This is a genomic window from Rhodopila sp., assembly GCF_965276935.1.
Taxonomy (GTDB): domain Bacteria; phylum Pseudomonadota; class Alphaproteobacteria; order Acetobacterales; family Acetobacteraceae; genus Rhodopila.
In genome coordinates, this window is the sequence record NZ_CBDIBS010000003.1 from 1,673,491 (window position 1) to 1,698,742 (window position 25,252).

Annotated in this window: 23 protein-coding genes; 13 read left to right on the forward strand and 10 right to left on the reverse strand. The window is 64.0% G+C overall.

What is annotated here, in order from left to right; translation table 11 throughout:
- The first annotated feature begins 21 nt into the window (after positions 1 to 21).
- The 3 genes from ACQY4S_RS15625 to ACQY4S_RS15635 all read left to right on the forward strand — a co-directional run bounded on the left by ACQY4S_RS15625 (position 22) and on the right by ACQY4S_RS15635 (position 2,053).
- Positions 22 to 1,266 (forward strand): MFS transporter, encoded by a 1,245-nt coding sequence (locus ACQY4S_RS15625; RefSeq protein WP_428486108.1) that lies wholly within the window; start codon positions 22 to 24, stop codon positions 1,264 to 1,266.
- 106 nt (positions 1,267 to 1,372) lie between these two features.
- Positions 1,373 to 1,642 carry a hypothetical protein gene (locus ACQY4S_RS15630; protein ID WP_428486109.1) on the forward strand — a complete coding sequence of 90 codons (270 nt, stop codon included), beginning with the start codon at positions 1,373 to 1,375 and terminating at the stop codon, positions 1,640 to 1,642.
- Between the two features lie 3 nt (positions 1,643 to 1,645).
- A complete protein-coding gene (locus tag ACQY4S_RS15635) occupies positions 1,646 to 2,053 on the forward strand; it encodes a hypothetical protein (protein WP_428486110.1) in 408 nt (135 codons plus the stop codon).
- Positions 2,054 to 2,193: 140 nt separating this feature from the next.
- Here the strand turns inward: ACQY4S_RS15635 and ACQY4S_RS15640 are convergent, their stop codons facing one another.
- The 4 genes from ACQY4S_RS15640 to ACQY4S_RS15655 form a co-directional block, all read right to left on the reverse strand.
- Complete coding sequence (locus ACQY4S_RS15640; RefSeq protein WP_428486111.1) at positions 2,194 to 2,787, reverse strand: phosphatase PAP2 family protein; 594 nt, start codon at positions 2,785 to 2,787, stop codon at positions 2,194 to 2,196.
- Between the two features lie 150 nt (positions 2,788 to 2,937).
- Positions 2,938 to 3,552 (reverse strand): 3-isopropylmalate dehydratase small subunit, encoded by a 615-nt coding sequence (gene leuD, locus ACQY4S_RS15645; RefSeq protein WP_428486112.1) that lies wholly within the window; start codon positions 3,550 to 3,552, stop codon positions 2,938 to 2,940.
- Positions 3,549 to 4,949 (reverse strand): 3-isopropylmalate dehydratase large subunit, encoded by a 1,401-nt coding sequence (leuC, locus tag ACQY4S_RS15650; protein WP_428486113.1) that lies wholly within the window; start codon positions 4,947 to 4,949, stop codon positions 3,549 to 3,551. Before leuC ends, leuD begins: the two co-directional genes overlap by 4 nt.
- Positions 4,946 to 5,710 carry an enoyl-CoA hydratase/isomerase family protein gene (locus ACQY4S_RS15655; protein WP_428486114.1) on the reverse strand — a complete coding sequence of 255 codons (765 nt, stop codon included), beginning with the start codon at positions 5,708 to 5,710 and terminating at the stop codon, positions 4,946 to 4,948. The genes leuC and ACQY4S_RS15655 overlap by 4 nt, the downstream gene beginning before the upstream one ends.
- Positions 5,711 to 6,113: 403 nt before the next feature.
- Here ACQY4S_RS15655 and ACQY4S_RS15660 point away from each other — a divergent pair, with 403 nt between their 5' ends.
- From ACQY4S_RS15660 to ACQY4S_RS15700, 9 genes are all read left to right on the forward strand, one after another.
- Positions 6,114 to 6,449, forward strand: coding sequence for a hypothetical protein (locus ACQY4S_RS15660; protein ID WP_428486115.1), 336 nt, complete (start codon positions 6,114 to 6,116; stop codon positions 6,447 to 6,449).
- A 1-nt stretch (position 6,450) separates the two neighbouring features.
- Entirely contained in the window at positions 6,451 to 6,699 is a 249-nt protein-coding gene (locus tag ACQY4S_RS15665; protein ID WP_428486116.1) for a hypothetical protein, read from the forward strand.
- Between the two features lie 241 nt (positions 6,700 to 6,940).
- The gene (locus ACQY4S_RS15670; protein ID WP_428486117.1) at positions 6,941 to 8,554 is read left to right on the forward strand and encodes an acyl-CoA carboxylase subunit beta; all 1,614 of its coding nucleotides are present in this window, start codon (positions 6,941 to 6,943) and stop codon (positions 8,552 to 8,554) included.
- Positions 8,555 to 8,789: 235 nt separating this feature from the next.
- The gene (locus tag ACQY4S_RS15675; protein ID WP_428483734.1) at positions 8,790 to 9,863 is read left to right on the forward strand and encodes an IS4 family transposase; all 1,074 of its coding nucleotides are present in this window, start codon (positions 8,790 to 8,792) and stop codon (positions 9,861 to 9,863) included.
- Positions 9,864 to 10,203: 340 nt separating this feature from the next.
- Positions 10,204 to 12,006, forward strand: coding sequence for an FAD-dependent oxidoreductase (locus ACQY4S_RS15680; protein WP_428486118.1), 1,803 nt, complete (start codon positions 10,204 to 10,206; stop codon positions 12,004 to 12,006).
- Positions 11,991 to 13,883, forward strand: a complete 1,893-nt coding sequence (locus ACQY4S_RS15685; RefSeq protein WP_428486119.1) for a 2-oxoacid:acceptor oxidoreductase subunit alpha — start codon at positions 11,991 to 11,993, stop codon at positions 13,881 to 13,883. Before ACQY4S_RS15680 ends, ACQY4S_RS15685 begins: the two co-directional genes overlap by 16 nt.
- Positions 13,880 to 14,935: a 2-oxoacid:ferredoxin oxidoreductase subunit beta gene (locus ACQY4S_RS15690; protein ID WP_428486120.1), complete on the forward strand. Its 1,056-nt coding sequence runs from the start codon at positions 13,880 to 13,882 to the stop codon at positions 14,933 to 14,935. Before ACQY4S_RS15685 ends, ACQY4S_RS15690 begins: the two co-directional genes overlap by 4 nt.
- A 504-nt stretch (positions 14,936 to 15,439) precedes the next feature.
- Positions 15,440 to 16,711, forward strand: a complete 1,272-nt coding sequence (locus ACQY4S_RS15695) for a DUF445 domain-containing protein (RefSeq protein ID WP_428486121.1) — start codon at positions 15,440 to 15,442, stop codon at positions 16,709 to 16,711.
- A 29-nt stretch (positions 16,712 to 16,740) separates the two neighbouring features.
- Positions 16,741 to 17,787 (forward strand): LLM class flavin-dependent oxidoreductase, encoded by a 1,047-nt coding sequence (locus tag ACQY4S_RS15700; protein WP_428486122.1) that lies wholly within the window; start codon positions 16,741 to 16,743, stop codon positions 17,785 to 17,787.
- On the opposite strand, the gene ACQY4S_RS15705 is transcribed toward ACQY4S_RS15700, so the two are convergent.
- Positions 17,740 to 18,027, reverse strand: a complete 288-nt coding sequence (locus ACQY4S_RS15705) for a hypothetical protein (protein ID WP_428486123.1) — start codon at positions 18,025 to 18,027, stop codon at positions 17,740 to 17,742. The genes ACQY4S_RS15700 and ACQY4S_RS15705 overlap by 48 nt on opposite strands.
- Positions 18,028 to 18,114: 87 nt before the next feature.
- Between ACQY4S_RS15705 and ACQY4S_RS15710 the strand changes: the two genes are divergently transcribed.
- Positions 18,115 to 19,098 (forward strand): LLM class flavin-dependent oxidoreductase, encoded by a 984-nt coding sequence (locus tag ACQY4S_RS15710; protein WP_428486124.1) that lies wholly within the window; start codon positions 18,115 to 18,117, stop codon positions 19,096 to 19,098.
- 152 nt (positions 19,099 to 19,250) lie between these two features.
- On the opposite strand, the gene ACQY4S_RS15715 is transcribed toward ACQY4S_RS15710, so the two are convergent.
- The 5 genes from ACQY4S_RS15715 to ACQY4S_RS15735 all read right to left on the reverse strand — a co-directional run bounded on the left by ACQY4S_RS15715 (position 19,251) and on the right by ACQY4S_RS15735 (position 25,220).
- A complete protein-coding gene (locus ACQY4S_RS15715; RefSeq protein WP_428486125.1) occupies positions 19,251 to 20,819 on the reverse strand; it encodes an alkaline phosphatase family protein in 1,569 nt (522 codons plus the stop codon).
- A 280-nt stretch (positions 20,820 to 21,099) separates the two neighbouring features.
- The gene (locus ACQY4S_RS15720; RefSeq protein ID WP_428486126.1) at positions 21,100 to 21,996 is read right to left on the reverse strand and encodes an LLM class F420-dependent oxidoreductase; all 897 of its coding nucleotides are present in this window, start codon (positions 21,994 to 21,996) and stop codon (positions 21,100 to 21,102) included.
- Between the two features lie 12 nt (positions 21,997 to 22,008).
- Complete coding sequence (locus ACQY4S_RS15725; RefSeq protein ID WP_428486127.1) at positions 22,009 to 22,893, reverse strand: LLM class F420-dependent oxidoreductase; 885 nt, start codon at positions 22,891 to 22,893, stop codon at positions 22,009 to 22,011.
- A 9-nt stretch (positions 22,894 to 22,902) separates the two neighbouring features.
- Positions 22,903 to 23,838 carry an NAD(P)-dependent oxidoreductase gene (locus ACQY4S_RS15730; RefSeq protein ID WP_428486128.1) on the reverse strand — a complete coding sequence of 312 codons (936 nt, stop codon included), beginning with the start codon at positions 23,836 to 23,838 and terminating at the stop codon, positions 22,903 to 22,905.
- Between the two features lie 155 nt (positions 23,839 to 23,993).
- A complete protein-coding gene (locus ACQY4S_RS15735; RefSeq protein WP_428486129.1) occupies positions 23,994 to 25,220 on the reverse strand; it encodes an LVIVD repeat-containing protein in 1,227 nt (408 codons plus the stop codon).
- Between the last annotated feature and the right edge of the window lie 32 nt (positions 25,221 to 25,252).

The window sequence follows — 25,252 nt, forward strand, 5'->3', positions numbered from 1 at the left end:
TTCTTGCGCGGGAGAAACAGAATGTTGGCCTGGTTCAGGGACCTGAACGTCCAGGAACGCCGGACCATGGCAGCCTGCTTCGGCGGCTGGTCGCTGGATGCGCTGGACGTGCAGACCTTCAGCTTCGTTATCCCCTCTCTGCTGACGCTATGGGGCATCACCACGGCGGAAGCCGGCGTCCTGGCGACGGTCACGCTGGTCGTGTCATCCTTTGGCGGATGGCTGGCCGGCGCCCTATCCGACCGCTATGGCCGCGTGAGAATCCTCCAGATCACCATCCTGTGGTACGCCGTCTTCACCTTTCTGTGCGGTTTCGCCCAGGACTTCAATCAGCTGTTCGTGCTCAAGGCGCTCCAGGGGCTTGGCTTTGGCGGTGAGTGGGCCGCCGGTGCGGTGCTGATGGGCGAGGTAATTCGCGACAAGTATCGCGGCCGGGCGGTTGGACTGGTTCAGACGGGATGGTCGCTCGGTTGGGGAACGGCGGCGTTGCTCTATACGCTGCTGTCGGCGACGCTGCCGGAGGCCTTGACCTGGAAGGTGATGTTCTGGATCGGGCTCGCCCCCGCCGCTCTGGTGTTCTGGATCCGCCAGTATGTTGAGGATCCGGCGATCCAGCCGCGCGGCGCCGCCGCGCCTCGCTTTTCCCATCTGTTCTCCGTCCTGAAGCCGCCATACCTGTCCATCACCTGGCGGGTCTCGATGATGGTAACCGGGGCGCAGGGCGCGAGCTACGCGATTTCCACCTTTCTGCCGACCTACCTGAAAACCCAGCGCCATATGACCTCGGTGGGCACAGGCAGCTACCTGATGGTGCTGATCCTGGGCGCGTTCTTCGGCTTCGTATCGGGCGCGTATCTGGCGGATGCGATCGGCCGCAAGGCCACCTTCATGCTGTCGGCAGTGGGATCGATGGTGCTGATGCTGATCTACCTGCTCGCGCCGTTGAGCAACAGCATGATCCTGCCGGTGGGCTTCCTGCTGGGCTACATCAACTACATGATGTTCTCGCCGATGGGGCCGTTCATGACCGAGTTGTTCCCGACCGCCGTGCGGGGCGTCGGACAGGGCTTCTGCTACAATGTCGGCCGCGGCATCGGCGCGATATTTCCCGCGCTGGTCGGTTTCCTGGCGCAGTGGCTCGGCTTGGCGGCGGCCATTGCCATCTTCAGTTTCTGCGGACTGACGCTGATGATCGTCGCGTTGCTGCTGCTGCCGGAAACCAAGGGTCGCTCGCTGGCCAGCCTGGAGACCCGGATGGCAAAATAGGTTTGGCCATCGCAACTCGCGCAAGCGTGCTGCGATGGCATATTCATTCGGGGAACAATGTCGCTTAACTGTTGTTCATATCGGCATCTTGAAAGGAGCAACCTCCATGGCCCTCGGCAGCGACACACGCGGTAAGCTAGATGATGCCCAGGCGCAGATCGAGCGGCTCCGCGAACAGGTTGAAGCATTGATGAAGGATCGGGTCACCCCGGCCGTGGCGGATTTTGCCGGCCGAGCGGAAACTGCCGTGCATAACGCCACCGGCGCGGTGCGCGGCCAGGCCGAAGCGGTGTCCGGCCGGGTGCGGCAGCAGCCTCTGATTGCCATCCTGATTGCCGCCGGCTTAGGGTGGATTATCGGTCGCGTGATGCGCTGATCGATGATCCGTCCAGTTCGGCTCGCGCGTATCGCGGCAGAGGCCGAGGGTGTTCGCCTGCGCGCCATGGCCACACGTTACGTCACGCGCATCCTTCTTGCTGTCGTCGCGTTGCTTTTTGTCCTTGGCGCACTCGTGATTGTGCATTTCATGGCTTGGTATGCGCTTCGCGTGGACGCCGGCCTGTCATTCTATGCGGCCACCGGCATTGTACTTGGCGTTGATCTGCTGATTGCCGTCGTGCTCGGTGTACTTGCCAGCCGGTCGGGTCCTGGTCGTGTTGAGCGCGAAGCGCTTGGTGTGCGGCGGCAGGCAATCACGGGCCTCGGAAGCATGATGAGCCTGACGCAACTTGCGGTGCCGGCTCTGCGCGTCGCTACCGGAATGCGCCGGCGAAAGCGGCGGATCTAGTACAGGCAAGGCGCCGGCTGGATATGATCGTCAGTCTATTCCGGCCCATGCGCTCTGTTATGGAGAGCGAATCCTTGCCTTGGCCGCTGACCGGACCAGCTTGCCATGACACGCCGAGCACAGTCCAATATCACGGATCGCTATCCGGTCCCCCGATGCCGCCATACTGGCGTTCCCCGACACGCCGGAATAAACTGCGCCGCGCGATATGCGGTATGCCGAATTGCCGCTTCGGCCGGCAGATGCAACCCGTGCAGCACGGTCGCTACAATCACGACGACCGCTATCAAGGGACTGAGACGGAGCGCAGGCGGCCTACCTGCAAAGCGCATCAACGCCGCGGCGCCGGCCAAACCGATCAGCGCGCCGATAATTACCTCCGGCAGCGAGTGCATGCCTAGCAGCAGGCGGGAAAGTCCGATTACCACTGCGGCAACCAAAGCAGCGGGAATGATGCTGTCACGCCGGCGTGTCAGCATCGCGGCCAGGCCGCCTGTCACCACGGTCGCCGCCGCCACATGACCACTCGGGCTTTGTACGTCCATCGGTCCGAACAAAGGAGAACAAGATAGGAACATCAGCTTGGCGCAGAGTGTGGCCGCGAAGGTTCCCATTACTACGACCAGCCAAGTGATGGCGCCGCGCCGCCAGCCCTGCAAGGCAAGCGTTACCGCCACGGCGAGCACGACAGGAAGAATGACCGCCTGGTCGGCGAAGTCGGTAAGGTATCTCACGTCGAGTTATATAGCCGGAGAGGGTTAAGAAATGGTTCAGAATGGCATCAGGCCAGCCAAGCAGCATTGGGCGGGCGCATCCTTACCTTCATCATCCTATGATTGAACATACGCCCTATGTCGAGACATGCTGGTCATGGTGCGCCGGCTTCAGTCGGGGATCGACCAGGGTCGCCGCTTGCTGTCGGCCACTTCAAAGGCGGCTATGCGGGCGCTCTCATCCAGCGTCAGGCCGATATCGTCAAGCCCGTTTAGCAGGCACCGTTTCAGGAAGAGGTCAATGGGGAAGTCCATAACCTGATTGCCAAAGCGGATCTGCTGGTCGGGCAGGCTAACCGTAAGCTCCACCCCGTCCGCGGCCGCGCGCAGCACCGCCGCATGGTCGTCCGGTGGCAGTACAACGGTCAGCAAGCCGTTCTTCCCGGCGTTGGTGGAAAAAATGTCACCGAAGCCAAGCGCCATGACGCATCGTATGCCGGCATCCACCAAGGCATAAACCGCGCCCTCACGGGACGAGCCGCAGCCGAAATTAAGCCCTGCGATCAGGATCGGCCTGTTGCCGGAAGGGCTGAGCGGAAACCCGGGATCGGCGGCGCGCGCATCGTAAAACAGAAAATTGTTGTAGCCGTCGCTGCGCGGCTTGCGCAGGAAGCGCGCCGGGATGATTTGGTCGGTGTCGATGTTGGCCCGGGCTTGATTCCCCTGTAGCAAATCTCCCTGGGTCAGCACCGTCGCCAAACCAGCAACCGCGGTGAACGGCGTCATTCGATTAACCGCCGCACGTCGCAGATCGTTCCGGTTGCCGCCGCCGCCGCTGCCATTGCCGGCGACATCAGATGCGTGCGGGATCCTGGGCCCTGCCGCCCGACAAAGTTGCGGTTCGACGTCGCGGCACAGCGATTCCCAGGCGGAACGGTGTCGCCATTCATGCCGGTGCAGGCGGAACACCCTGGCTCCCCCCAGGTCAGCCCGGCCTGAAGGAAGACACGGTGCAGCCCTTCTCGTTCCGCCTGGCGCTTGACCGGCATCGAGCCGGCAACGACCAGGCCAGGGATCGCCGCGGACCGGCCGCGCAAGACGGCGGCGGCGGCGCGCAGATCCTCGATCCGGCCATTGGTGCAGCTTCCAATGAACACCTGGTGGATTGGGATGCCATCCAGCGCCTGGTTCGCCGACAGCCCCATCGCGTCGAGCTGGGCGCGGATGCAGTCAGCCGCGCCGGGATTGGATGCCGCCGCTGGGTCGGGCACCCGGCCGGTGATCGGCAGCGCGGTCTCTGGGCTGGTGCCCCAGGTAACCGTGGGCGTGATCGTGCTGGCGTCGATCACAACCTCATGATCGAACGCGGCATCCGGGTCGCTGACCAACAGGCGCCAGGCCGCGACGGCTTTCTGCATATGCGCCCCCTTCGGCGCCCGCGGTCGGCCGCGCACCCAGGCGAAGGTAATCTCGTCCGGCGCGATCATGCCGGTGCGGCTGCCCGCCTCGATCGACATGTTGCACAGCGTCATGCGCGCCGCCATCGACATGGCGCGAACGGTGGCGCCGGTGTATTCGATCGCGCACCCGGTCGCGCCGGCGGCGCCGATCCGGGCAATCATGGTCAGGATGACGTCCTTTGCACTGACCGCGGCGTTCAACCTGCCATCCATGGTAATGCGCATCTGACGTGGCTTGCGCTGCCACAAGGTTTGTGTCGCCAGGACATGCGCGACCTCCGATGCGCCGATGCCGAAAGCCAGGGCGCCGAACGCGCCGTGCGTCGCGGTATGGGAGTCGCCGCAGACCAGCGTCAGCCCAGGCAACGTCAGGCCCTGTTCCGGTCCGATCACGTGCACGATGCCCTGGCGAGGATCGTTCATGTCCATGGCATCAAAGCCATAGCGCGCCGCATTCTCCCGCAGGCGGCCGACCAGTATTGCCGCTTCCGGATCGCCAATTGGCCGGTCCCGTGCATGGCTCGGCACGTAGTGGTCGGCCACTCCAAAGGTCAGGTCGGGGCGGCGCACCAGGCGGTTGTCGTGATCCAGCTTGTCGAACGCGTGGAAGCTGCCGTCATGCACCAGATGCCGGTCGATCCACAGCAAGCAGGTTTCATCCTCCCGCGTGGTAATGACATGGCTGTTCCAGATCTTGTCAAAAAGCGTGAGGGGTTTCGTCATTCGCCTCGCCAGACAGGAGATCGCTTGGTCAGGAAGGCATCCATGCCTTCCCGGAAGTCCTGGCTGGTATAGCACAGGTGGATAAGATCCTCGTCCGGCGGCAGATTGTCGCGCAGGCGCCGCAGCGCCTCCCGCGTCGCGCGCATGGTCAGCGGTGCGTGACCACCGACCAGCATGGCGAGTTCCAGGGCACGCGCTTCAAGCGCGGGCTGATCGGCCAGCACCTCCGTCACCAAGCCCACGGCCAGCGCTTCGGATGCCGGAAACAGCCGAGCGGTGAAGATCATCTCGATGACCCTTGCAGGGCCGACCAGGGCGGACAGGCGGGCGATATTGGACATTGACAGGCAATTGCCCAGCGTGCGCGCGATCGGGAAGCCAAAACGGGCGTTGGCGGCGGCGATGCGCAGGTCACAGGCGGCGGCGATCGCCGCACCTCCGCCGGTACAGGCGCCGGCGATGGCGGCGATGGTGGGGACGCGGCAGTGCTCGACAGCGGTCAGGACGCGGTCGATGCGGGCCTCATAGGCCATGGCGTCCTCGGCGGAGCTGAACGAACGGAACTGGTTGATGTCGGTGCCGGCGGCGAAGGCCTTGTCGCCGGCACCGGTGATGATCAGGGCCCGCACCTCGCCAGGATCAGCGGCGATCTCGGCCAGCCGCTCATACATCGGAAACGTCAGCGCGTTGCGCGCCTGCGGCCGGTTGAGGGTAATGCGGCCGATGCCGTCTTGCCGGTCGTAGAGCAGTTCGTCGGTCATCGGCAGGATCCTTCTTGTGGCAAGGTCACGGGCTGGTCCAACAGGTCGGGCCGGACGATGCCGTAGAGCTGCAATCAAGAGCAAGGGCCATGGCATGAGCGGTCTGCCCCGAACGGAACCATCCGATTGTACTAGCGGCCCGAAAGACCAACTGGTAGGCGCGCGGGGTTGGTGGGGCGGCTGCGCGCGAAATCAATAAGTTACCGACGGCCAGACCAGATTTGTGACTTGAATGTCTTTTATATTCTATTGTAATGAACTCATCTTTAAGTGGACGCAATGCTAGATGGGATCGCGAAAAAGTAGCAGGTGAAACGAATTCGCCGCCAGTTGAAAACAAGCGCGTGGCGTGGCGTCGGTCTATCCGTGTTGATCGTGGCGATCGGTCTGTCGGCGGCCGGCTGTGCAAACCACGCTGACCGCCGGCGTCAACCTCGGCAAGGCCGGTCAGGCGGCCGCTGGTCAGGCCGGGCAGGCGGCGGTGTTGTCCTCCGACGCATCTTCTGGTTTCAAACGTGCCGAAATATTCCGGCGAACCTATAAGCCCACGTCGGATGCGGCCGTTTCGGGCAAGCCCCGCGATCCGCTGAGCGGCATCCAGACGAAACTCGATGCCAGGGCACAGGTTCTTCACGCTCTGGCCATTGCCTACGGCGCCCTCGGCAGCCTATGGCGCGTCGACCGAATTTACCTCGGCATTCGGCATCCTGGCCAGCGACGTCAATCACTATCGGACTGACTTGAAACTGGGCGCCGCCGAGCTCCAGGTCAGCACGCGCGTGCCGCCCGCGGCAGGCCTGTTCGTCAGCGGCCTGCAGCAGAGAAAGGTCATTGATGCCAGCCGGCAGTTGAAGGTTCAGCTTCAGGATATCATCGCCGCGATGGCGAATCCGACAGCCTGGACACAGTTCACTGCCTTCAAAACGATTGGCCTTAAGGATACTTTGGCCGTTGCTCAGTTGCTCAACGCCAGCGGCGTGCTGTCCTGAACGCCGCTGCTCGATCAGTTCAGCGCTCCGCGCGGCCTCAGGTCACGACCGGACACTGATCATCGCATGGGCAACAACGCCAAGGTGAGGCGTGCGCTGCGAGGACGCCGTCGCGGCGGCACCGGCGGACAGCGCAACCCGCGATTTAGCGCCACGCCCGCCACGTTGCGCGCGCAGACGATCAACCATACGCTCTACCCGCTGGTGTTATGCCGCAGGAATGAACACGGACAGGAAGCGAATGGCCGACGACAATGTCTCCCAACCCGCGCAGGCGTCGGCGCGATCCAGCCTGGTCGGCTGGGAACCCGAACTGGCCGAACTCCGCCATCGTCAGGCGCTGGCGCGGGAACTCGGCGGCGCGGACCGGGTCGCGCGCCAGCACGCCGGCGGCCGGCTTACGGTGCGGGAGCGGATCGACCGCCTGCTGGACCCCGGCAGCTTTCAGGAAATCGGCAGCATCGCCGGCAAGGCCAGCTACGACGCCCACGGCAGCATCACCGCCTTCACCCCCGGCAACTGCGTGTTCGGCCGCGGCACGCTCGACGGGCGCCCGGTGGTCGTCGCCGGCGACGACTTCACCCTGCGCGGCGGATCGGCGGACGCCTCCATCAAGGGCAAGCCCAAGATGTCGGAGGAGATCGCCACCCAGTTCCGCATGCCGATCATCCGCCTGATCGAAGGCTCCGGCGGCGGCGGCTCGGTCAAGACGATCGAGACCACCGGGCGCGCCAACCTGCCTGGCGGCCTGACCGAGACGACATCTTTCGATCTGGTGGCCAACCAGATGGCGCAGGTCCCGGTGGTTGGCCTCGGCCTAGGCTCCGTCGCCGGACTGGGCGCGGCCAGGCTGGTCGCCACGCATTACTCGGTCATGGTGAAGGACATCGCCGCGGTGTTCGTCGCCGGCCCACCGGTGGTGGAGCGCCTGGGCGAGCCGCGCACCAAGCAGGAACTCGGCGGTTGGCAAATCCAGCTCGGCTGCGGTGCGGTGGACCACGCGGTGGACACCGAGGACCAGGCGTTCGAGGCCGCCCGCCGGTTCCTGTCCTACCTGCCAGGCTCGATCCACGATGTGCCGCCGCGGCTGCGCGGCTGGGATGATCCAAGCCGCCGCGACGAGGCGCTGATCGCGGCGATCCCGAAAGTCAAGAAGCAAGCCTACCACATGCGGCGGATCATCGCCTCGGTCTTCGACAAGGACAGTTTCTTCGAGATGGGCGCGTTGTTCGGCCGCTCCATCATCACCGGCTTCGCCCGCCTGGATGGCTGGCCGGTGGCAGTGCTGGCCGGCGACCCGCTGTTTGACGGCGGCGCCTGGACCGCCGATGCCTGCAGCAAGATCATCCGCTTCATCGATCTGGCGCAGACCTTCCATCTGCCGGTGGTGCACCTGGTGGACTGCCCCGGCTTTCAGGTCGGCCTGCGCGCCGAAAGCAGCGCGGTGATCCGCTGGGGCGTGCGCGCGCTGTCGGCGATCAACCAGACCACGGTGCCCTGGTGCAGCATTATCGTCCGCAACTGCTACGGTGTCGGCGGCCTGGGACATCAGCCGGTCGGGCACCTGTGCCTGCGCTACGCCTGGCCGTCCGCAAGCTGGGGTTCCCTGCCGCTGGAAGGCGGCATCGAGGCAGCCTATCGCGCGGAGATCGACGCCGCCGCCGATCCCGATGCCAAGCTGGCGGAAATCGAGGAACGGCTGAACCGCCTGCGCTCCCCCTACCGCACGGCCGAGGCCTTCTGGGTCGATGAGGTGATCGACCCGCGCGACACCCGCAGGCTGCTGTGCGACTTCGCCACCCTGGCGGCGCCACTGCGGACGCCGGAACCTTCGGCGTTTGGGATGCGGCCGTAAGCAAGGCCAGGGCGCTGCCCTGGACCCGCAAAGGGGCGGATGCCCCTTTGATCCCCGTCCAGGGGTTTGGGGGAGAGGGGGCGACCGAGGCGGTAGCAACACCTGAGTAGCCCCCTCTCCCCCAAACCCCTAGATGGGTTCCAAGGGCGTCAGCCTTTGGCGGGGTGCGGGGGCAGCGCCCCATAAGCGCTAGGATAGGATTGACACGGCACGTTTTGGCGTGATTCCGGGGCAGATGCAAACCGCATTGTTTCATCTGGATCATTGGCCAAGCGTCGTCGGCCACGTCTCTTCGCTGATTGATCTGGAGGTCAGCGCCCGGACGCACAAAGCCCTGGTGCGCAAACGTGGCGTGCGCAGCGCGGCCGACCTGCTGCATCTGGCTCTCCTCTACGGCCCCGGCAGGCTATCGCTGCGTGCGGTCGCCAGCCATGCCACCGAAGCCGGGATTGCCGATCTCTGTGACGTCTCGCTGCTGGATCGATTGCGCAATTCGGGTGATTTCCTGGCTGATGTGCTGGACCGGCTGCTGGCGGATCGTCGCGGCGACACGCCAATGGAGGGGCGCCTGCAACTCAACCTGGTGGATGGCTCCACGGTCTCGATCCCGGGCAGTAAAGGCAGTGACTGGCGGCTTCACGCGCGCTATGAACCGGCGCGCGGCTGTTTTACCGATCTTGCGATGACCAAGGCCGCCACGGCCGAAGCGCTCAGTTGCGTGGCGGTGCGGCCCGGTGATGTTCTGGTGCAGGATCGTGGCTATGCGCGGGTGCGCAACTTTGCCCATGCCCACGCCAACCAGGCGGACTTCATCACCCGGATCGGCTGGCGCTCGGTGAACGTGTTCGATGCGTCGCGGCAGGCCTTTGATCTGGTCGCGGCGCTGTCCGACAACGGCCCGTCGGTGGTGGAACACGCCGTGTCAATCGGCGCCGGCCGCGCCCCGGTGCGCGCGCGCCTGATCATCGCGCGCAAGCCGCCCGAGGCGACCGAGCGCCAGCACAAGAGGCTGCACCGCAAGGCCAGTCGCAAGGGCCACAAGACCGATCCGCGCACCCTGAGGGCGGCTGGATACATGATGCTGCTGACCTCGCTGTCGCCAGAACAGGCGACAGCGGCGGAGGTCGTGCGGCTCTACCGCATGCGCTGGCAGGTGGAACTCGCGTTCAAACGACTGAAAAGCCTGGGCGGCTTTGCGGCGTTGCAAGCAAGCGATCCCAAGCTCGCGCGCAGTTGGCTGCTCGCTCATCTCATCGCCGCCGTGCTGATCGAGACTTCGCTGGGCGAGGATCTCGGCTTTCCCCCCTGAGCCAACATCTGGCCGTGCAACCCGTCACGCCAGCCTTTGGCGGGTTTGGCAATCCAACCACCGCCGTCTGCAAGTGGCTCTGTTCGCACAACCCCGAAGACGCCGCAGCCTGGCGACCCGCAGAACGGCACGCAGGCGGCTGGCCGAGCCGCCCAGAAAGCGCCGCTGCCAAGACAAAGACGCTAAAAATGCCTTATCCTAGCGCTTATGGGGCAGAGCCCCCGCCTTACCGACCACCACGTCCCGATTGCCGACGGGCCCGGATCGCCGTAGTGTTGGCGGCGGGTTTGGCAAGGGGCACGGCAGGTGATCCAGCCGAACCGGAGGAAAGGAGTCCGACTTGCAGCCGACTGATATCCGGGCGCCCGACTACTTCCACAAAGTTGTCGATTGTCAGTGGGCCTGCCCAGCCCATACCGCCGTTCCCGAGTACATCCGCCTGATCGCCGCCGAGCGTTACGCCGACGCGTTCATGGTCAACTGGAAGTCGAACGTCTTCCCCGGCATCCTGGGCCGCACCTGCGACCGACCGTGTGAACCGGCCTGTCGCCGCGGTCGGGTGGAGGACGAACCCGTCGCCATTTGTCGCCTCAAGCGCGTCGCCGCCGACTACAAGGGCGACATCAGCAGCCGGATGCCGTCAGCCCCCACCACACGCAACGGCAAGAGGATCGCCCTGATCGGCGCCGGTCCCGCCTCCTTGACCGTGGCGCGCGACCTGGCCCCGCTAGGCTATCATCTGGTGATCTACGACGGGGACGGGCGAGCCGGTGGAATGATCCGGCGGCAGATCCCCAAGTTCCGGTTGCCGGAGGAGGTGATCGACGAAGAGGTCGGCTACATCACAGCCATGGGACCGGAAATGCGCCTCGGCCAGCCGGTGGACAGTCTGAAGGCCCTGCTGGCGGAAGGCTACGACGCGGTGTTCGTCGGCTCCGGCGCGCCGCGCGGCCGCGACCTGCCGCTGCCCGGCCGGCGGGAAGCCGCGGCCAACATTCATATCGGCATCGATTGGCTGTCCTCCGTCTCGTTCGGCCATATCAGCAAGATCGGCCGGCGCGTCATCGTGCTGGGCGGCGGCAACACGGCGATGGATTGCTGCCGCTCCTCCCGCCGCCTGGGCGGCGAGGACGTCAAGGTCATCGTCCGCTCCGGCTTCGAGGAGATGAAGGCCTCGCCCTGGGAAAAGCAGGACGCTATCCACGAGGACATCCCAATCCTGAACTACTTGGTGCCGAAGGAATTCAAGCACCGCGACGGGGTGCTGTACGGCATGACCTTTGAGAAGGTGCGGCCGGAATACGATGCCAAGGGCCGCCGCAAGCTGGTGCCGACCAACGAGCCGGACGCGTTCTTCGAGTGCGACGACGTGCTGGTCGCGGTTGGTCAGGAAAACGCCTTCCCGTGGATCGAGCGCGACATCGGCCTGGCGTTCAACGAATGGGACATGCCGGTGGTGGACGAGACCACCTTCCAGTCCACCGAGCCGCGCGTGTTCTTCGGCGGCGACTCGGCGTTCGGGCCGAAGAACATCATCTGGGCAGTGGCGCACGGCCATCAGGCGGCGATCTCCATCCATCAGTTCTGCCAGGACATGGATGTGCGCGACCGGCCGCCGCCGATGGTAACCCTGGCCAGCCAGAAGATGGGCATCCATGAATGGAGCTACGACAACGACGTCTCGCTCGACCTGCGCTTCAAGGTGCCGCACCGCGACAAGCTGGCCGCGCTGAAGGACATCAAGGCGGAGGTGGAGCTCGGCTTTGACGACAAGCTGGCCTTCGCCGAAGCGCAGCGCTGCCTGAACTGCGACGTGCAGACGGTGTTCTCCGACGCGCTGTGCATCGAGTGCGACGCCTGCGTCGATATTTGCCCGGTGGACTGCATCACCTTCACCGACAATGGTCCGGAAGCCGAGCTGCGCACCCGGCTGAACGCGCCGGCGCACGATCTGGATCAGGCGCTGTACGTCTCCGGCGGGCTGAAGACCGGCCGGATCATGGCGAAGGACGAGGATGTCTGCCTGCACTGCGGGCTGTGCGCCGAACGCTGCCCGACCGGCGCGTGGGACATGCAACGTTTCCTTATCGATGTGGCCCAAGCGGATATGACGAGGGCGGAGAACGCATGCTGCAGCAAATAGAGCGGGTCGAAGGTCTGCAACGGATCAACGACTTCGTCGTCAAGTTCGCCAACGTCAACGGCTCCGGCTCGGCCAGCGCCAACGCGCTGTTCGCCAAGGCGGTGCTGCGCATGGGCATCGCCGCCACGCCGCGCAACATCTTCCCGTCGAACATCCAGGGATTGCCGACGTGGTATGAGGTGCGGATTTCCGACGCCGGCCATCTGGCCGCGCGTGGTGGCGGCCCGGACCTGATGGTGGCGATGAACCCGCAGACCTGGGACCAGGACGTGCGGTCCATCGAGACTGGCGGATACCTGTTCTACGACAACACCAGGCCGATGGCAGTGGATCGGCTGCGCCCCGACATCGTGGTGATCGGCGTGCCGCTGACCGCGATCACCAATGAAGCCTACACCGACTCGCGGCAACGCCAGTTGTTTAAGAACATCGTCGGCCTGGGTGCGTTGTCGGCGCTGCTCGACATGGACCCGGCGGCGGTCGAGCAGTTGCTGGCCGAACAGTTCAAGGGCCGCGACAAGCTGATCGTCGCCAACGTCCAGGCGCTGCACATGGGCCGCGACTGGGTGAAGCAGCATCTGGATTGCCCGATCGGGCTGACCCTGCGCCACGCCGATACGGTCGGCGACCGCATCTTCATCGACGGCAACAGCGCCGCGGCCCTCGGCGCGGTGTATGGCGGCGCGACGGTCTGCGCCTGGTATCCGATCACCCCGTCTTCGTCGCTGGCCGAGGCGTTCATCCGCTATTGCGGCCGCATGCGGGTGGACAAGGCGACCGGCAAGAACAATTTCGCCATCGTCCAGGCGGAGGACGAACTCGCCTCGATCGGCATCGTCATCGGCGCGGCGTGGAACGGGGCGCGGGCGTTCACCGCCACCTCCGGCCCCGGCATCTCGCTGATGCAGGAGTTCGTCGGACTGGCGTATTTCGCCGAAATACCAGCGGTGATCTTCGACGTGCAGCGCGCCGGCCCGTCCACCGGCATGCCCACGCGCACGCAACAGACCGACATCACCGCCTGCGCCTATGCCTCCCACGGCGACACCAAGCACGTGCTGCTGATTCCGGAAGATCCTTATGAATGTTTCGAGTTCGGCGCTTTGGCGTTCGATCTGGCGGACCGTCTGCAGACGCCGATCTTCGTCATGCTGGACCTGGAAATTGGCATGAACGATCGGTTGGCCAAGCCCTTCACCTGGGACGACAGCCGCCGCATGGACCGCGGCAAGGTGATGACGACCGAGGAGCTGGAGGCTGGAAAGCTGTTCGGCCGCTATCTTGACGTTGACGGCGACGGCATCGCCTACCGCACCCTGCCCGGCACGCACCCCACCAAGGGCGCCTTCTTCACCCGCGGCACCTCCAAGGACCGCATGGCGAAATACTCGGAAGAAGGCCACGACTATCAGGAAAACATGCAGCGGCTGCTGAAGAAGCACCGCACCGCGCGATCGCTGGTGCCCGCCGCGGTCGAGCGCAAGGCCGAGGCGCCTACCCGCCTCGGCGCGATCTACTTCGGTTCCACCAGCCCGGCGATGAACGAGGCGGATGCCATGCTGGCTGAACAGGGCATTCACGTGGACCTGCTGCGGCTGCGTGGCTTTCCGTTCAACGAGGAGGTCTCGGGGTTCATCGACGCGCACGACCTTGTCTTCGTCGTCGAGCAGAACCGCGACGGCCAGATGCGCTCCCTGCTGGTGAACGAACTGGAGATCGACCCAAGAATGTTGATCAAGGTGGTGCACTACGACGGCACGCCGATCAGTGCGCGTTTCATCGCCGGCGCGATCGTTGACCATCTGAAGAAGTCCGCCTCACTCGAAACGCCCGCCTCATCCGAAAAGCCCGCCTTATCCGAAAAGGCTGTCCTATGACCTTCCTCGCGAAGCCGAAGCTGCATCATCCGGAACTGCACAAGAACAGTCTGGGCTATACGCGCCGCGACTATGAAGGTGCGATCTCCACCCTGTGCGCCGGCTGTGGGCACGATTCCATCAGTGCCGCGATCGTGCGCGCCTGCTTCGAGCTGGAACTGCCGCCGCACCGCATCGCCAAGCTGTCGGGGATCGGCTGTTCGTCGAAGACGCCGACGTACTTCCTCGGCGCGTCGCACGGCTTCAACTCGGTGCATGGGCGGATGCCGTCGGTGCTGACCGGCGCCAACCTGGCGAACCGCGACCTGATCTATCTGGGTGTGTCGGGCGATGGCGACAGCGCGTCGATTGGTCTGGGGCAGTTCGCCCACGCCATGCGGCGCGGCGTCAACATGGTCTACATCGTCGAGAACAACGGTGTGTATGGGCTGACCAAGGGGCAGTTCTCGGCGACCTCCGACAAGGGCGCCAAATCCAAGCGCGGCTTGGAGAACAGCGATGAGGCGATCGATCTGGTCGGCATGGCACTGCAATTAGGCGCCACCTTCGTCGCGCGCAGTTTCTCCGGCGATAAGGCGCAGCTCGTGCCGCTGATCGAGGCGGCGCTGCGCCACGAAGGGGCTGCGTTCATCGACTGCATCTCTCCCTGCGTCGCGTTCAACAACCACATGGGATCGACCAAAAGCTTCGACTACGTGCGCGAACACAACGCCGCGGTGAACTATCTGGATGTCATCACCGGACGGGAGGAAATCACCGTGGACTATGCGCCGGGCAGCGTGGAGATGGTGACGCAGCACGATGGGTCGAAGCTGCGGCTGCGCAAGCTGCATGTCGAATATGACATGCACGACCGTGTCTCAGCCATGACGTACATGCAGCAGCGTCAGGCGGCGGGCGAGATCGTGACAGGTCTGCTGTATGTCGATCCGGCGCCGCACGACATGCACGGCTACCTCAAGACGTCGGACACGCCGCTGAACGCGTTGCAGGAGGACGCGCTGGTGCCGGGTTCGGCGGCGCTGACGAAGATCAATGCCGGGTTGCGGTAGGCGGGCGTTCTACCCAGGATAGCCGGGACAGCCGCTGGCTGAGACGGAGTTGGCTAGAGCGTGATCGCCTGAGGCTGACCCAGTCAGAAGGCGTGAATCACGCGATCAAACAATGAGTTAAAGCGCGATTCGTGGGTCAACCTAAACCAATCGCGCTTTAATACGAGGGCGGCCAATGATGCCCACAGCCTGCTGTTTCGTTGCGCTCGCCGGCGAACCGGATGAAAGAGGTGGTCAGCTTGTTCGCTGCGGCGTTTCGCCATCGATAAGTGGATTCCCTGCCGTTTGGTTGTGTAACGTGTGGCCGTTGGGTCGTCGCGCAGGAAAGGCGCAGCCCGACCGGACAGGCGATCCGACGGCTGCGGCAAAGGTCATGTGGCTGCCGCTGCATCGGTTTTGACGGAAATTCATAAGCCGAGTGGAACCCCAGGGTCTGGTGCGAAGAGCACTGCGATGGCTCCATCCGGCCTTTCCTATTCCGTCTCAGGGCCTAAACAGGGGGCGATGATTAAGCCTGATCCCGATCTTCTTGCCCGCCGGACGCTCCGTCGATATCGTGGATACGCCAGCAGCCTGCTGGGCCTAATGGCGGCGCTCACCCTTGGCAGCTACCTGCTGCCCACCGGCTGGTGGAGTGGCCTGTTGCAAGCCGCCGCGAGGGCCGGGTTTATCGGTGGCATTGCCGACTGGTTCGCGGTAACCGCGCTGTTCCGCCACCCGCTGGGCATCCCAATTCCCCACACCGCCATCATCCCAAATCAACGAGAGCGGCTGGGTCAGGCGCTGGGCCGTTTCATTGCCAACCATGTCGTGACTGGCCAGGAGGTCTCCAACGTTCTGCACCAGCTCGACCTTCCCAACATCCTGCACCGGTTCCTGGCCGATCCGGTGGCGGCGCATCCGGCGGCGGTGGCGCTGTCCAGCACGCTGCCCAAGCTGTTAGCCACCGTGGAAGACGGCCGGGCTCGGCGCGTTGTGGCGCGGATCGTGCCGCGGATCGTTGGTGGTCCCGCCGGCGGCGCCGTCGTCGCCCGCGCACTGCACGGCATGGTCGAGGGCGGTCGGCACCAGGAGGTGTTCGGCTTCATCCTGGGCCAGTTAAAGGTCCTGCTCGCCAACCGCGAGGACGTGCTGCGTCACGCCATCGAGGAGCGCGTGCGCGAACAGGGTGGACGGCTGGTCGGCTGGGCCGTCGGCGCCTCGGTAGCACGCCGGGTGCTGGCGCTGATCAACAGCGAACTGGACAAGATGAGCCCCGACGGCTCGGAACTGCGCGCCGCCTTCGATGAATGGGTCCGCCGGGAAATCGACCGTATGGAAACCGAGCCTAAACGGGCGGCCGAAGTTGGTGCGGCAATCCGCCACCTCGTCGCGCACGAGACGATCCAGGCCTGGCTGTGGGACATCTGGGCACGGCTGCGCCTGACGCTGGAAGCCGATCTGGCGAAGCCCGGCGGCCGCACGGTCGCCTATGTCGAGGGCGCACTCGCCAACCTAGGCGCGATTCTGGAGGCTGATCCGGCTGCACGAACCAGGCTGGAGGTCGCGGCGGAGGCAATCTTGCGGTCCCTGCTGCCCGGCGCGCAGATACGGATCGCCGAATTCATCGCCCAGGTCATCGCCAACTGGGATACCGCGACGGTCATCGACCGCCTGGAGCTTCGGGTGGGCCGGGACTTGCAGTATATTCGCATGAACGGAACCATCGTCGGGTTTTTGATTGGCGGTTTGCTCTACGCGCTCTTGGACACATTGCTGGGTCATGCCAGCTTCTGAAGCGCCGGCCCAGTCTCTGAGGAGTTGAAATGATACGGCTTTCGGTTCTCGATCAATCAACCGTCGTCACCGGCCGCTCGCCCGACACGTCGATCCGCGAAAGCATTCGTCTGGCACAGCACTGCGAGGCACTGGGCTACGACCGTTATTGGTGCGCCGAACACCATAACTCCGACAGTCAGGCGGGCACCGCGCCGGAAATTCTCATCGCGGCTATCGCGGCGACCACGACGCGCATCCGCGTCGGTTCCGCTGGCGTGATGCTGCCGCATTATGCGGCGTTGAAGGTGGCGGAGCAGTTCCGCGTGCTGGATGCCATCGCGCCGGGGCGAATTGACCTGGGACTGGGGCGGGCGCCGGGATCGGACGGCAGGACGGCCTATGCGCTGAACCCGCGGGCGGACACCGCGGCGGAGCAGTTTCCCGCTGACGTGCGCGATCTGCTGGCGTGGCTGGCAGGCGAACGGCTGCTGGAGGGTCATCCTTTCAGGGATGTCCGCGCCCAGCCCGCGGGACCAACCACGCCAGCGGTATGGATTTTGGGTAGCTCGGATTACGGCGCGCAGGTCGCAGCTTATTTTGGCCTGCCCTTCTGCTTTGCACATTTCATTACCGATGGTCACGGTGTGGAACAGGCCCTCGCGGTGTATCGGGAAAGCTTCCGTCCCAATGTTCGGCTGTCGGCGCCGCACACAGCCGTATGCGTGTGGGCGATGACGGCGGAAACGCAGGACGAAGCAGCCTGGCTGTTCCGCTCCCGGGAAATGTGGCGCCTTGGTCGGGATCGCGGGATTTTTACGGCCCTTGCATCACCCGAAGAGGCTGCGGCGCAGCCTTTTTCAGAGGCGGAGCAGGCGCGGATTGAGCAACTTCGGACTCGGTCGTTCTACGGCACCCCTGATGTCGTCGGGACAAAGTTGCGAGCCATGGCCGACTTTCACGGCGTCGAGGAGATCGCCGTTCTCACGACTTTGCACGATCCGGAGGCTCGGCGACGTTCCTACACGCTGCTGGCGCGGGAATTTGAACTACAGCGGCCTGCGGGGGCTCCACATGTTCCGCTGGCCGCCGAGTGACTTTCCGGCACGCCACATCCTGTAGCGGAACATCGCCCAGGCAATGATGGCGGCCCCCAAAGCGACCGGCAGGATAATTAACGCCACCCACAGCGCCAGGGCGGCGAACGCTAGGCCGCCGGTAATGATTGCGATGACGATCGCCCAGACCATGATACGGGTCGAAACCGGCGGCTTCGGTGGCGAGACGAACTCGCCTTCAAGCGTCATGTCCAGTTGCGGAGGGATGTCGCGTTTCATGCCGGGAATGTGGCTTGCGGCAGTCCCCTGTTCAAGCCCGCCTCGGCCTGCCTTACTGCCGGGACAGGCATCTGAGGGTAATTCAGCATGAAAATTGGTCTGTTCATAAACACACAGTTTCCGGAGCGCGTCGACGTTCCGGCCGCGGTGCCCGACATGATCGAGCAGGTCCGGGTGTCGCGCGATGCCGGTTTCAAGTCGCTCTGGTTCCCGCATCACTGGCTGACCGAGCCGATGCAGATGCTGCAGATCATGCCGGCAATGGCGTTTCTGGCCGCCGAGGCGCGGGGAATGCTGATCGGGCCAAACATCTTGATACTTCCGCTGCTGAACCCGATGCACGTGGCGGAGGAAGCGGCAACGCTGGATGTGCTGACCGGCGGCAACTACGTCCTGGGCGCCGGCTTGGGATATCGGGAGCCGGAGTTCACCGCGTTCGGGATTCCGTTGTCTGAACGCGCCAGCCGGTTTGCCGAAAGTGTTGCATTGATGCGCAAGCTATGGACCGGCGGGAAGATCACGCACGAGGGAAAATTCTTCACCATCCGCGACGCCGGACTCAGCCTGCGGCCGGTGCGCGCCGGCGGACCGCCGATTTATGTCGCCGGTCTGGTGGACTCGGCGGTGCGCCGAGCGGCGCGGATCGGCGACGCCTGGCTGATCGCCAATGCCTCGTCCATCCAGGAAATCACGCCGCAGATGCACACCTATCGTGCCGCATTGACTGAGTATGGACGGCCGCCGCTCGAATTCCCAATTGCCCGTGAATGTTACGTCGGCAGCAGCTTTAAGACGGCATTGGCGGAATGCAAGGCGGCGCTGGAGTATAAGTATGCCGCCTATGCTGTCTGGGGCATGACAAGCCCGCTGGAAGGTATTGCGTTCGAGGACTTCGCGCGTGACCGATTCATCATCGGCGATGTGGAGTCGGTAAAGGATGAAGTGCTGCGCTACAAGGAACTGCTGGGCGTGGATCACTTCATCATGCGCTGCCAATGGCCTGGGCTGGATCAGGAAAAGACTCTGGGATCAATCCGACGGCTGGGAAAGATTTTTGCCGAGTTAGCGTAGCCGGCCCATGATTGGGTATTTCCCGTGGGTGCCTTGACGAACGCAGTTTGATTACATCCTTCAAAAATCCGGACCGGCATACCGGACGGTTTGGCCCGATCCGCATGACCAATGCGCGCCACTCGACAGTCGACATATCTGGGCGGCTGGTCTTACTTGCTCAGCACTTTCGTGCCCTCCATCCGCACACCCTTGAGCTGCCTCGGATCAAGGCCAAGCGCGTTCAGGATCGTCGGCGCGATCTGCGTCGTATAGCTGAGCGTTTCGACGATCTGCGGCTTGATCCTCGGCGCCGAGAGCAGCATCAGCACGTTGCGGTCGTCGTCGGAGAAGCCGCCATGTTCCGACAGCTTGGTGCCGCCGGTGCAGATCACGCCATGATCGGTCACCGCGACAAAATCAGGCACCCGGCTGTTTTTCAACGGGTCGCCATAAAGCGGCGTCAGCGAGGTCCGGTCCAGCAGTTCCGAGATGTGCAGCGTGCCGGCGTTCGCCAGCAGGTAAGCCTTGGCGGCGGCGTAGTTGTCCTGCTGCAGATCGGGTTCCAGCCAGATCAGCCCTACATCGTCGCAAATCTCGAAGCCGTTGGTGCCGAAGCCCGGCGTCTTCTGGAACGGCTTGTCCGACTGGATGACGCGGTCCTTCGGATCGATCGGCGACTGGCCGTGCTTGGCGCTGACGATAATCAGCGTGGAACCGTCCAGGCCCTGGGCGGCCAGCGTCTGAACAAACTTGCCAAGCGCCGCGTCGACGAACTGGAACTGCAACGTCAGCGCGTTGCCGGGCGTCGCATTGCTGTCCAGATACCCGCCGGTCAGGCTGGCGTCGTCGCCATAGCCCGCCGTCGCCAGCTTCTGCCCAACGCTGACCGCCTGGAAGTTCATGCCAAAGATCGCCGGCACGCCGGGATGCGCGGTGGCCGTGCTGTTCAAGCCGTTGATCCAGTTGACGACGGCGTTCACCTTCAGTGTGTCATAGGCGCGCACAGCGGCGTAGCTGGTGGTGTTGTCGACGCCCTGCGGCGCACCGGCCAGGAACATCTGCGAGTTTATTTCTGGTGCGAACAGGTCATCAATGCCCTTGCCGGACGGCCCGCTCAGGATTTCGTAGGCCGGGTGCTTGTCCGACCAGGCGGTAATCCCGCCGGCCGCCTTGATGACCTCGAAGATGGTGTTGGTGCGGATATACTGGTGCGGATAGACCGGCCGGCACTCGCCGGCGATCAGCTTGCGCTGCATGTTGCTTGGATCGAGCTGCGTCAACACCTGACCGAGGGTGCCGCCGCCGGTGACGTCGGCCACCAAGGCGGTCGTGAAGTTGTAGCTGTGGTCAAGTTCCTCGGTATTGGTCACCTCGGTGCCCGGAGTGCCGGTGCAGCCGGGGTCGGACAGGCCTTGGCTGGTATAGGACGCTTTCGACGGATATTCCGTGCGGTCATAGCTGTCGTCGTAGAACAGGCCGGCTGTCTTCGGTGAGGCGCCGGTCACTTGCGCGATCATGCCCGGATAGCTGTCGGACGGCGCCGTGGTGAAGGCATTCGGATAAATGATGCCGCTGTTGGCCAGCTTGGCGAAATTGCTGTTCGGGTTGTTCTGGATCCAGTTGGCCAGGTCCACCGCATGCATGCCGTCCACGCTGATCAGCAGCACGTGCTCGTAGCCGGAGCTGACGGCTGGTGTGGCGGCGACGGCCTTCGAGGCGCCGGTGGACAGGGATGTCATGGCAACAGCCGTTACAGACGCCAACAAGCAATTCCGCAGTGAGCCCATCTTCTTTGACTTCCCCATTGTTAAAGCGGGGGAACATTAAGACCGCGGTCGCGTAATCTGGATGACACAGACATGACCAGCCAATTACAATGGCGAAAGCCTCACCCTGCTTGCCACACATTGGCGTGTGCCTCACGCAGCACGCGCGCGCGCAGGTCGCTTGGGAACTATGACATGCGGAATGCGGGCCGTGTGGCTACCTCGTATCACATAGGTCATGGAATAAATTCAGTTAGCGCAAATCGGCGATCACCTGCTTGAAGCGTGTGATCGCCGCCAGATGGTCCGCGGTGGTGTGGCCCGGTATCCGCTTGTGATGCCCGACGGCATAGGTGGTGTGGGCGGTGACATGCGTCACACCTGCCGCCTTCCAGAAAGCAAAATCCTTGTGCCAGGCTGCCTCGTCGCCGCTTCCCAGCGACAACCACACCTCCAGTCCCACCGCGGCCGGGTCACGGCCTTCGGCGTGGATCAGGCCGCGCAGTTTCTCGAACACGGCCAGCGCGGAGTCATCCGCGGGATAGGCCAGCGGCATCCAGCCATCGCCGTATTTCGCCACGCGCTGCAAGGTCGCTTCCACATGGCCGCCGAACCAGACGGGAATGCGGCCGGAAGTGGGTCGTGGATTGATGCCGGCGTCCTCGATCGTGTGGTAGCGGCCCTTGAAAGCCACATGCGACTGTGACCACAACGCCTGCATGACCTGGACCTGCTCTTCCGAGCGGCGGCCGCGGTTGGAGAAGACCTCGTTCAGCCCGGTGAATTCCACTTGGTTCCAGCCGACGCCGACCCCCAGCCGCAAGCGTCCGTTGGACAGGACATCCAGGCAGGCGGCCTGCTTGGCCACCAGAGCGGCCTGCCGCTGAGCCAGGATCAGTACGCCGGGAGCAAAGCCGAGCCGCTGGGTGCAGGCGGCGAGGAAGGCGAACAGGACGAAGGGATCATGGTAGGGATTTTCGTTGGTCCCTACCCTGCCCTTGCCGGTGACTTTCGCGGGACTGGCGCCCAGCACGTGGTCGGGCGCCTGGAGATAGTCGAAACCCAGGCCCTCGACGGCCTGGGCGTAGTCCCGGATTTCACCAGGGCCAGTGCCGATATCGGCGACTGGTATCGTTGCGCCTAGTTGCATGGCCTTGTCCTTCTACAGCAGGTCGGCGACAGCAGCGTGATAGCGCTTCAGCACCGCCAGATGGTCGGCGGCGGTCTTGCCGGCTATCCGATGATGATGGCGGCGGTTGAAGGTCGTGGTCAGGCAGATGTGGCTGGCGCCGGCCTGCTTCCAGAATGCGACCTCCTTTCGCCAGTCGGCTTCGGTGGTGTCACCACAGGAGGTCCAGACCTCGATACCCACGGCGGCCGGGTCCCGGCCGGCTTCTTCCGTAAGCTTGCGTAATGTCGTGAAGATGTCGAGGGCTGCCTGATCCGGCGGATAGGCGTTGGGCATCCAGCCATCGCCCCATTTGGCGATGCGGGGCAAGGTGTGCTCGTGATGGCCACCATACCAGACCGGAATGCGGCGCGCGGCCGGGCGGGGGTTGATGCCGGCATCGTCGATGGTGTGGTAGCGGCCTTGGTAGTTGATGTGCGGCGCAGTCCACAGCGCTTGCATCACCTGCACCTGCTCCTCCGAACGGCGGCCGCGGTTGTGAAAGTTCTCGTTCAGGCCGGTGAATTCCACCGGATTCCAGCCGACGCCGATGCCCAGGCGGAAGCGCCCGCCGGACAGCACGTCCAGGCAGGCGGCCTGCTTGGCTACCAGCGCGGTCTGCCGCTGCGGCAAGATCAGCACGCCGGTGGAGAATTCCAGTCGCGTCGTGCAGGCGGCCAGGTATCCCAACAGCACGAATGGATCGTGATACATGCCATCCGCAAAAGCGGTGGCGCCGGGCTCCGGCCGACCGCCCAGGACGTGATCGGGCGCTTCCAGAAAGTCATAGCCGAGGGCTTCGACATTCAGGGCGAAGTCGCGAACCAGCGATGCCTCGCCGCCGGTGTCATTGAACGGAACCAGGGCACCTAACTGCATATCTTTCTCCTATTTCTCATCAGCCGCCAGCACGGCCTTGATCTTCTCCGGCGCGACGGCAATCGGCGGCACGCCGGCACGTTCCTGTTGCAGCAGCGAGCCAACGCGAGAATCCCTCGCACCCCACCCGCGGTTCAACGCCTCGGTCAGTTCTTGCAACGCCAGGTTCGTCAGCCGCATCGGCACCTGCACCTCCCGCCCCAACTGGCATGCCAGCGACACGTCCTTGTGCAGCAGGCGCAGGGCGAAGTCAGCCGGATCGTAGCTGCCGGTAAGGAAATGGTCGGCTAGCCGATCAAACATGCGGTTGCGGCCAGAGGCGCCCTGCCGCACCGCCGCGAACAGTGCCAGCGGCTCCACACCGGCCTTGATGCCCAGGGTAAAGACTTCCGACAGCACAACGTTGACGGCGGCGGAGGATGCATTGTGCACCAGCTTGGCGATCGATCCGGCACCGATCAGACCGATGTAGACGGCCTGATCGCCCATCGCCGACAGCACTGACCGGTATTTGTCGAACACCGTCTCGTCGCCGCCGACCCAGATGGCCAGCCGACCGCTGTTGGCGCCCTTCGGACCGCCGCTGACCGGGGCGTCGAGAAAATCGATGTTCTTTCCGGCAAAGGTCGTATGCAAGGATCGCACGACATCGACCGCGTTAGTTGACAGATCGAACCAGGCTGCGCCGGAGCGGAAACCCTCGATCAGCCCGTTTGGGCCAGTACCGACGGCTTGCACATCCGCCGGTGTGGGCAATGACGTGAACACGATATTGCACGCCTCAGCCAAATCGCGCGGGCTATCGGCCCAGGTGGCACCTGCCGCCAGATGACGCGAGGCCGCCTGACGGGTCAGATCATGCACGACCAGGTCATGGCCAGCCTTCTGCAGGTTGGACGCCATGCCGGCACCCATCATGCCGAGACCAATAAAACCGATTTTCATCCGTTTTCCCCGTCAGTGTTCAGTTATCGCCATGACGGACACAGGCACGCTATCCGTGCCTTTGCATAATCCAGCACAGCAAGTCATGAATGGCGGCCCCGACGCCGCGACGCCGGTGCACCGCTTCAAGCCGTTGATCTCTTCCAACAGCATCCCTACTTCCCATCCCACTGAAGTATATACAGCCCGGCATCGTAGTCCGTCACATACATCAATCCATCTCGCGCCACGAAAAGATCTGCCGTGTGGCGGATCTTTGCCCGTCCGCGCATCGGCTCCATCCACTTTGTCGGCTGCGGTGGAACAAAATAGCCGACCTCCGCGGGACGATACGGATCTGCGATATTGAAGACGCGCACGCCGGCGCTCTGCCAGGTGGCAAAAATCGTCGTGGACGATTGAAACGATCCAGGCCGGTTCTCGTGCAGATTGTGCGGGCCGAATTGGCCGCCCATCGAGACATAGTCCTGATCCATGGGTGTCGGCATTGTCGCAATCGAGATCGGATTGGGCTTTTCGCGAATGTCGAACACCCACGTTCGTTTCATCTGTTCCTGATCGATATTCAGGGTCGCTTCGTCGGCCACTACCAGCAGATCACGGTCGTGCAATGGCAACGCGCTGTGGGTGCCGCCACCGAACGGCGGACACCAGTTGCGGTGAACGATCAAATCGGGTGCGGCGGGGTTCTTCACGTCCAGGATCGTCAAACCGCCGTTGCGCCAGGAGGCATACGCGATGTCGTCCTGCACCACCGCATGGTGCAGCGCCCAGCGTCCGGTCCAGTGCGGCGTTTCGCCGGCGGCGGCGTTCATGCCTGGGATCCACCAGCGGCCGACCTCGATCGGCTTGGTTGGATCGGCCATGTCGATGACGATCAGAATATGGTCAACGAAACCGTCCAGCAGCGCCGAGGCATAGGCATGGCGGCCCCCGGTCCACCAGATGCGGTGCAGACCCAGCCCCTCGACCTCCATAAAGCCGATGGCGCGCGGATTGGCCGGATCAGCAATGTCATAGACCCGCATGCCGGCGGAGAAATCTTCGCCGCGCTTGCCATAGCGTGCCGAATCCACCTGGTTCGAGCCACCATAATAATCCTTTTGCGACAGCAGGGCCTTGAGATCGAGCTCCTCGATGCACAGCAGCAGGTCGTTCGCTGTCTGCAGGTGCATGCACCAGGAATTTGGGTGGATCGGCATGAAGTTCACCGGCCGCGGGCTTCGCGGATCACGGACATCGGTGACCACCACGCCACGGCTGACCCGTGTGCCGACATAGGCGTGACCGCGGCTGACCATGACCTGCACGCCGTCACCGCGGCCGCCTTGGTCGGTGTGGCCGACAAAGCTGATGTTATGCGCGCCTTCCGGCCGGATCATGCCCTGCCTCCCCGCCTGTCGAAGGTCCACCA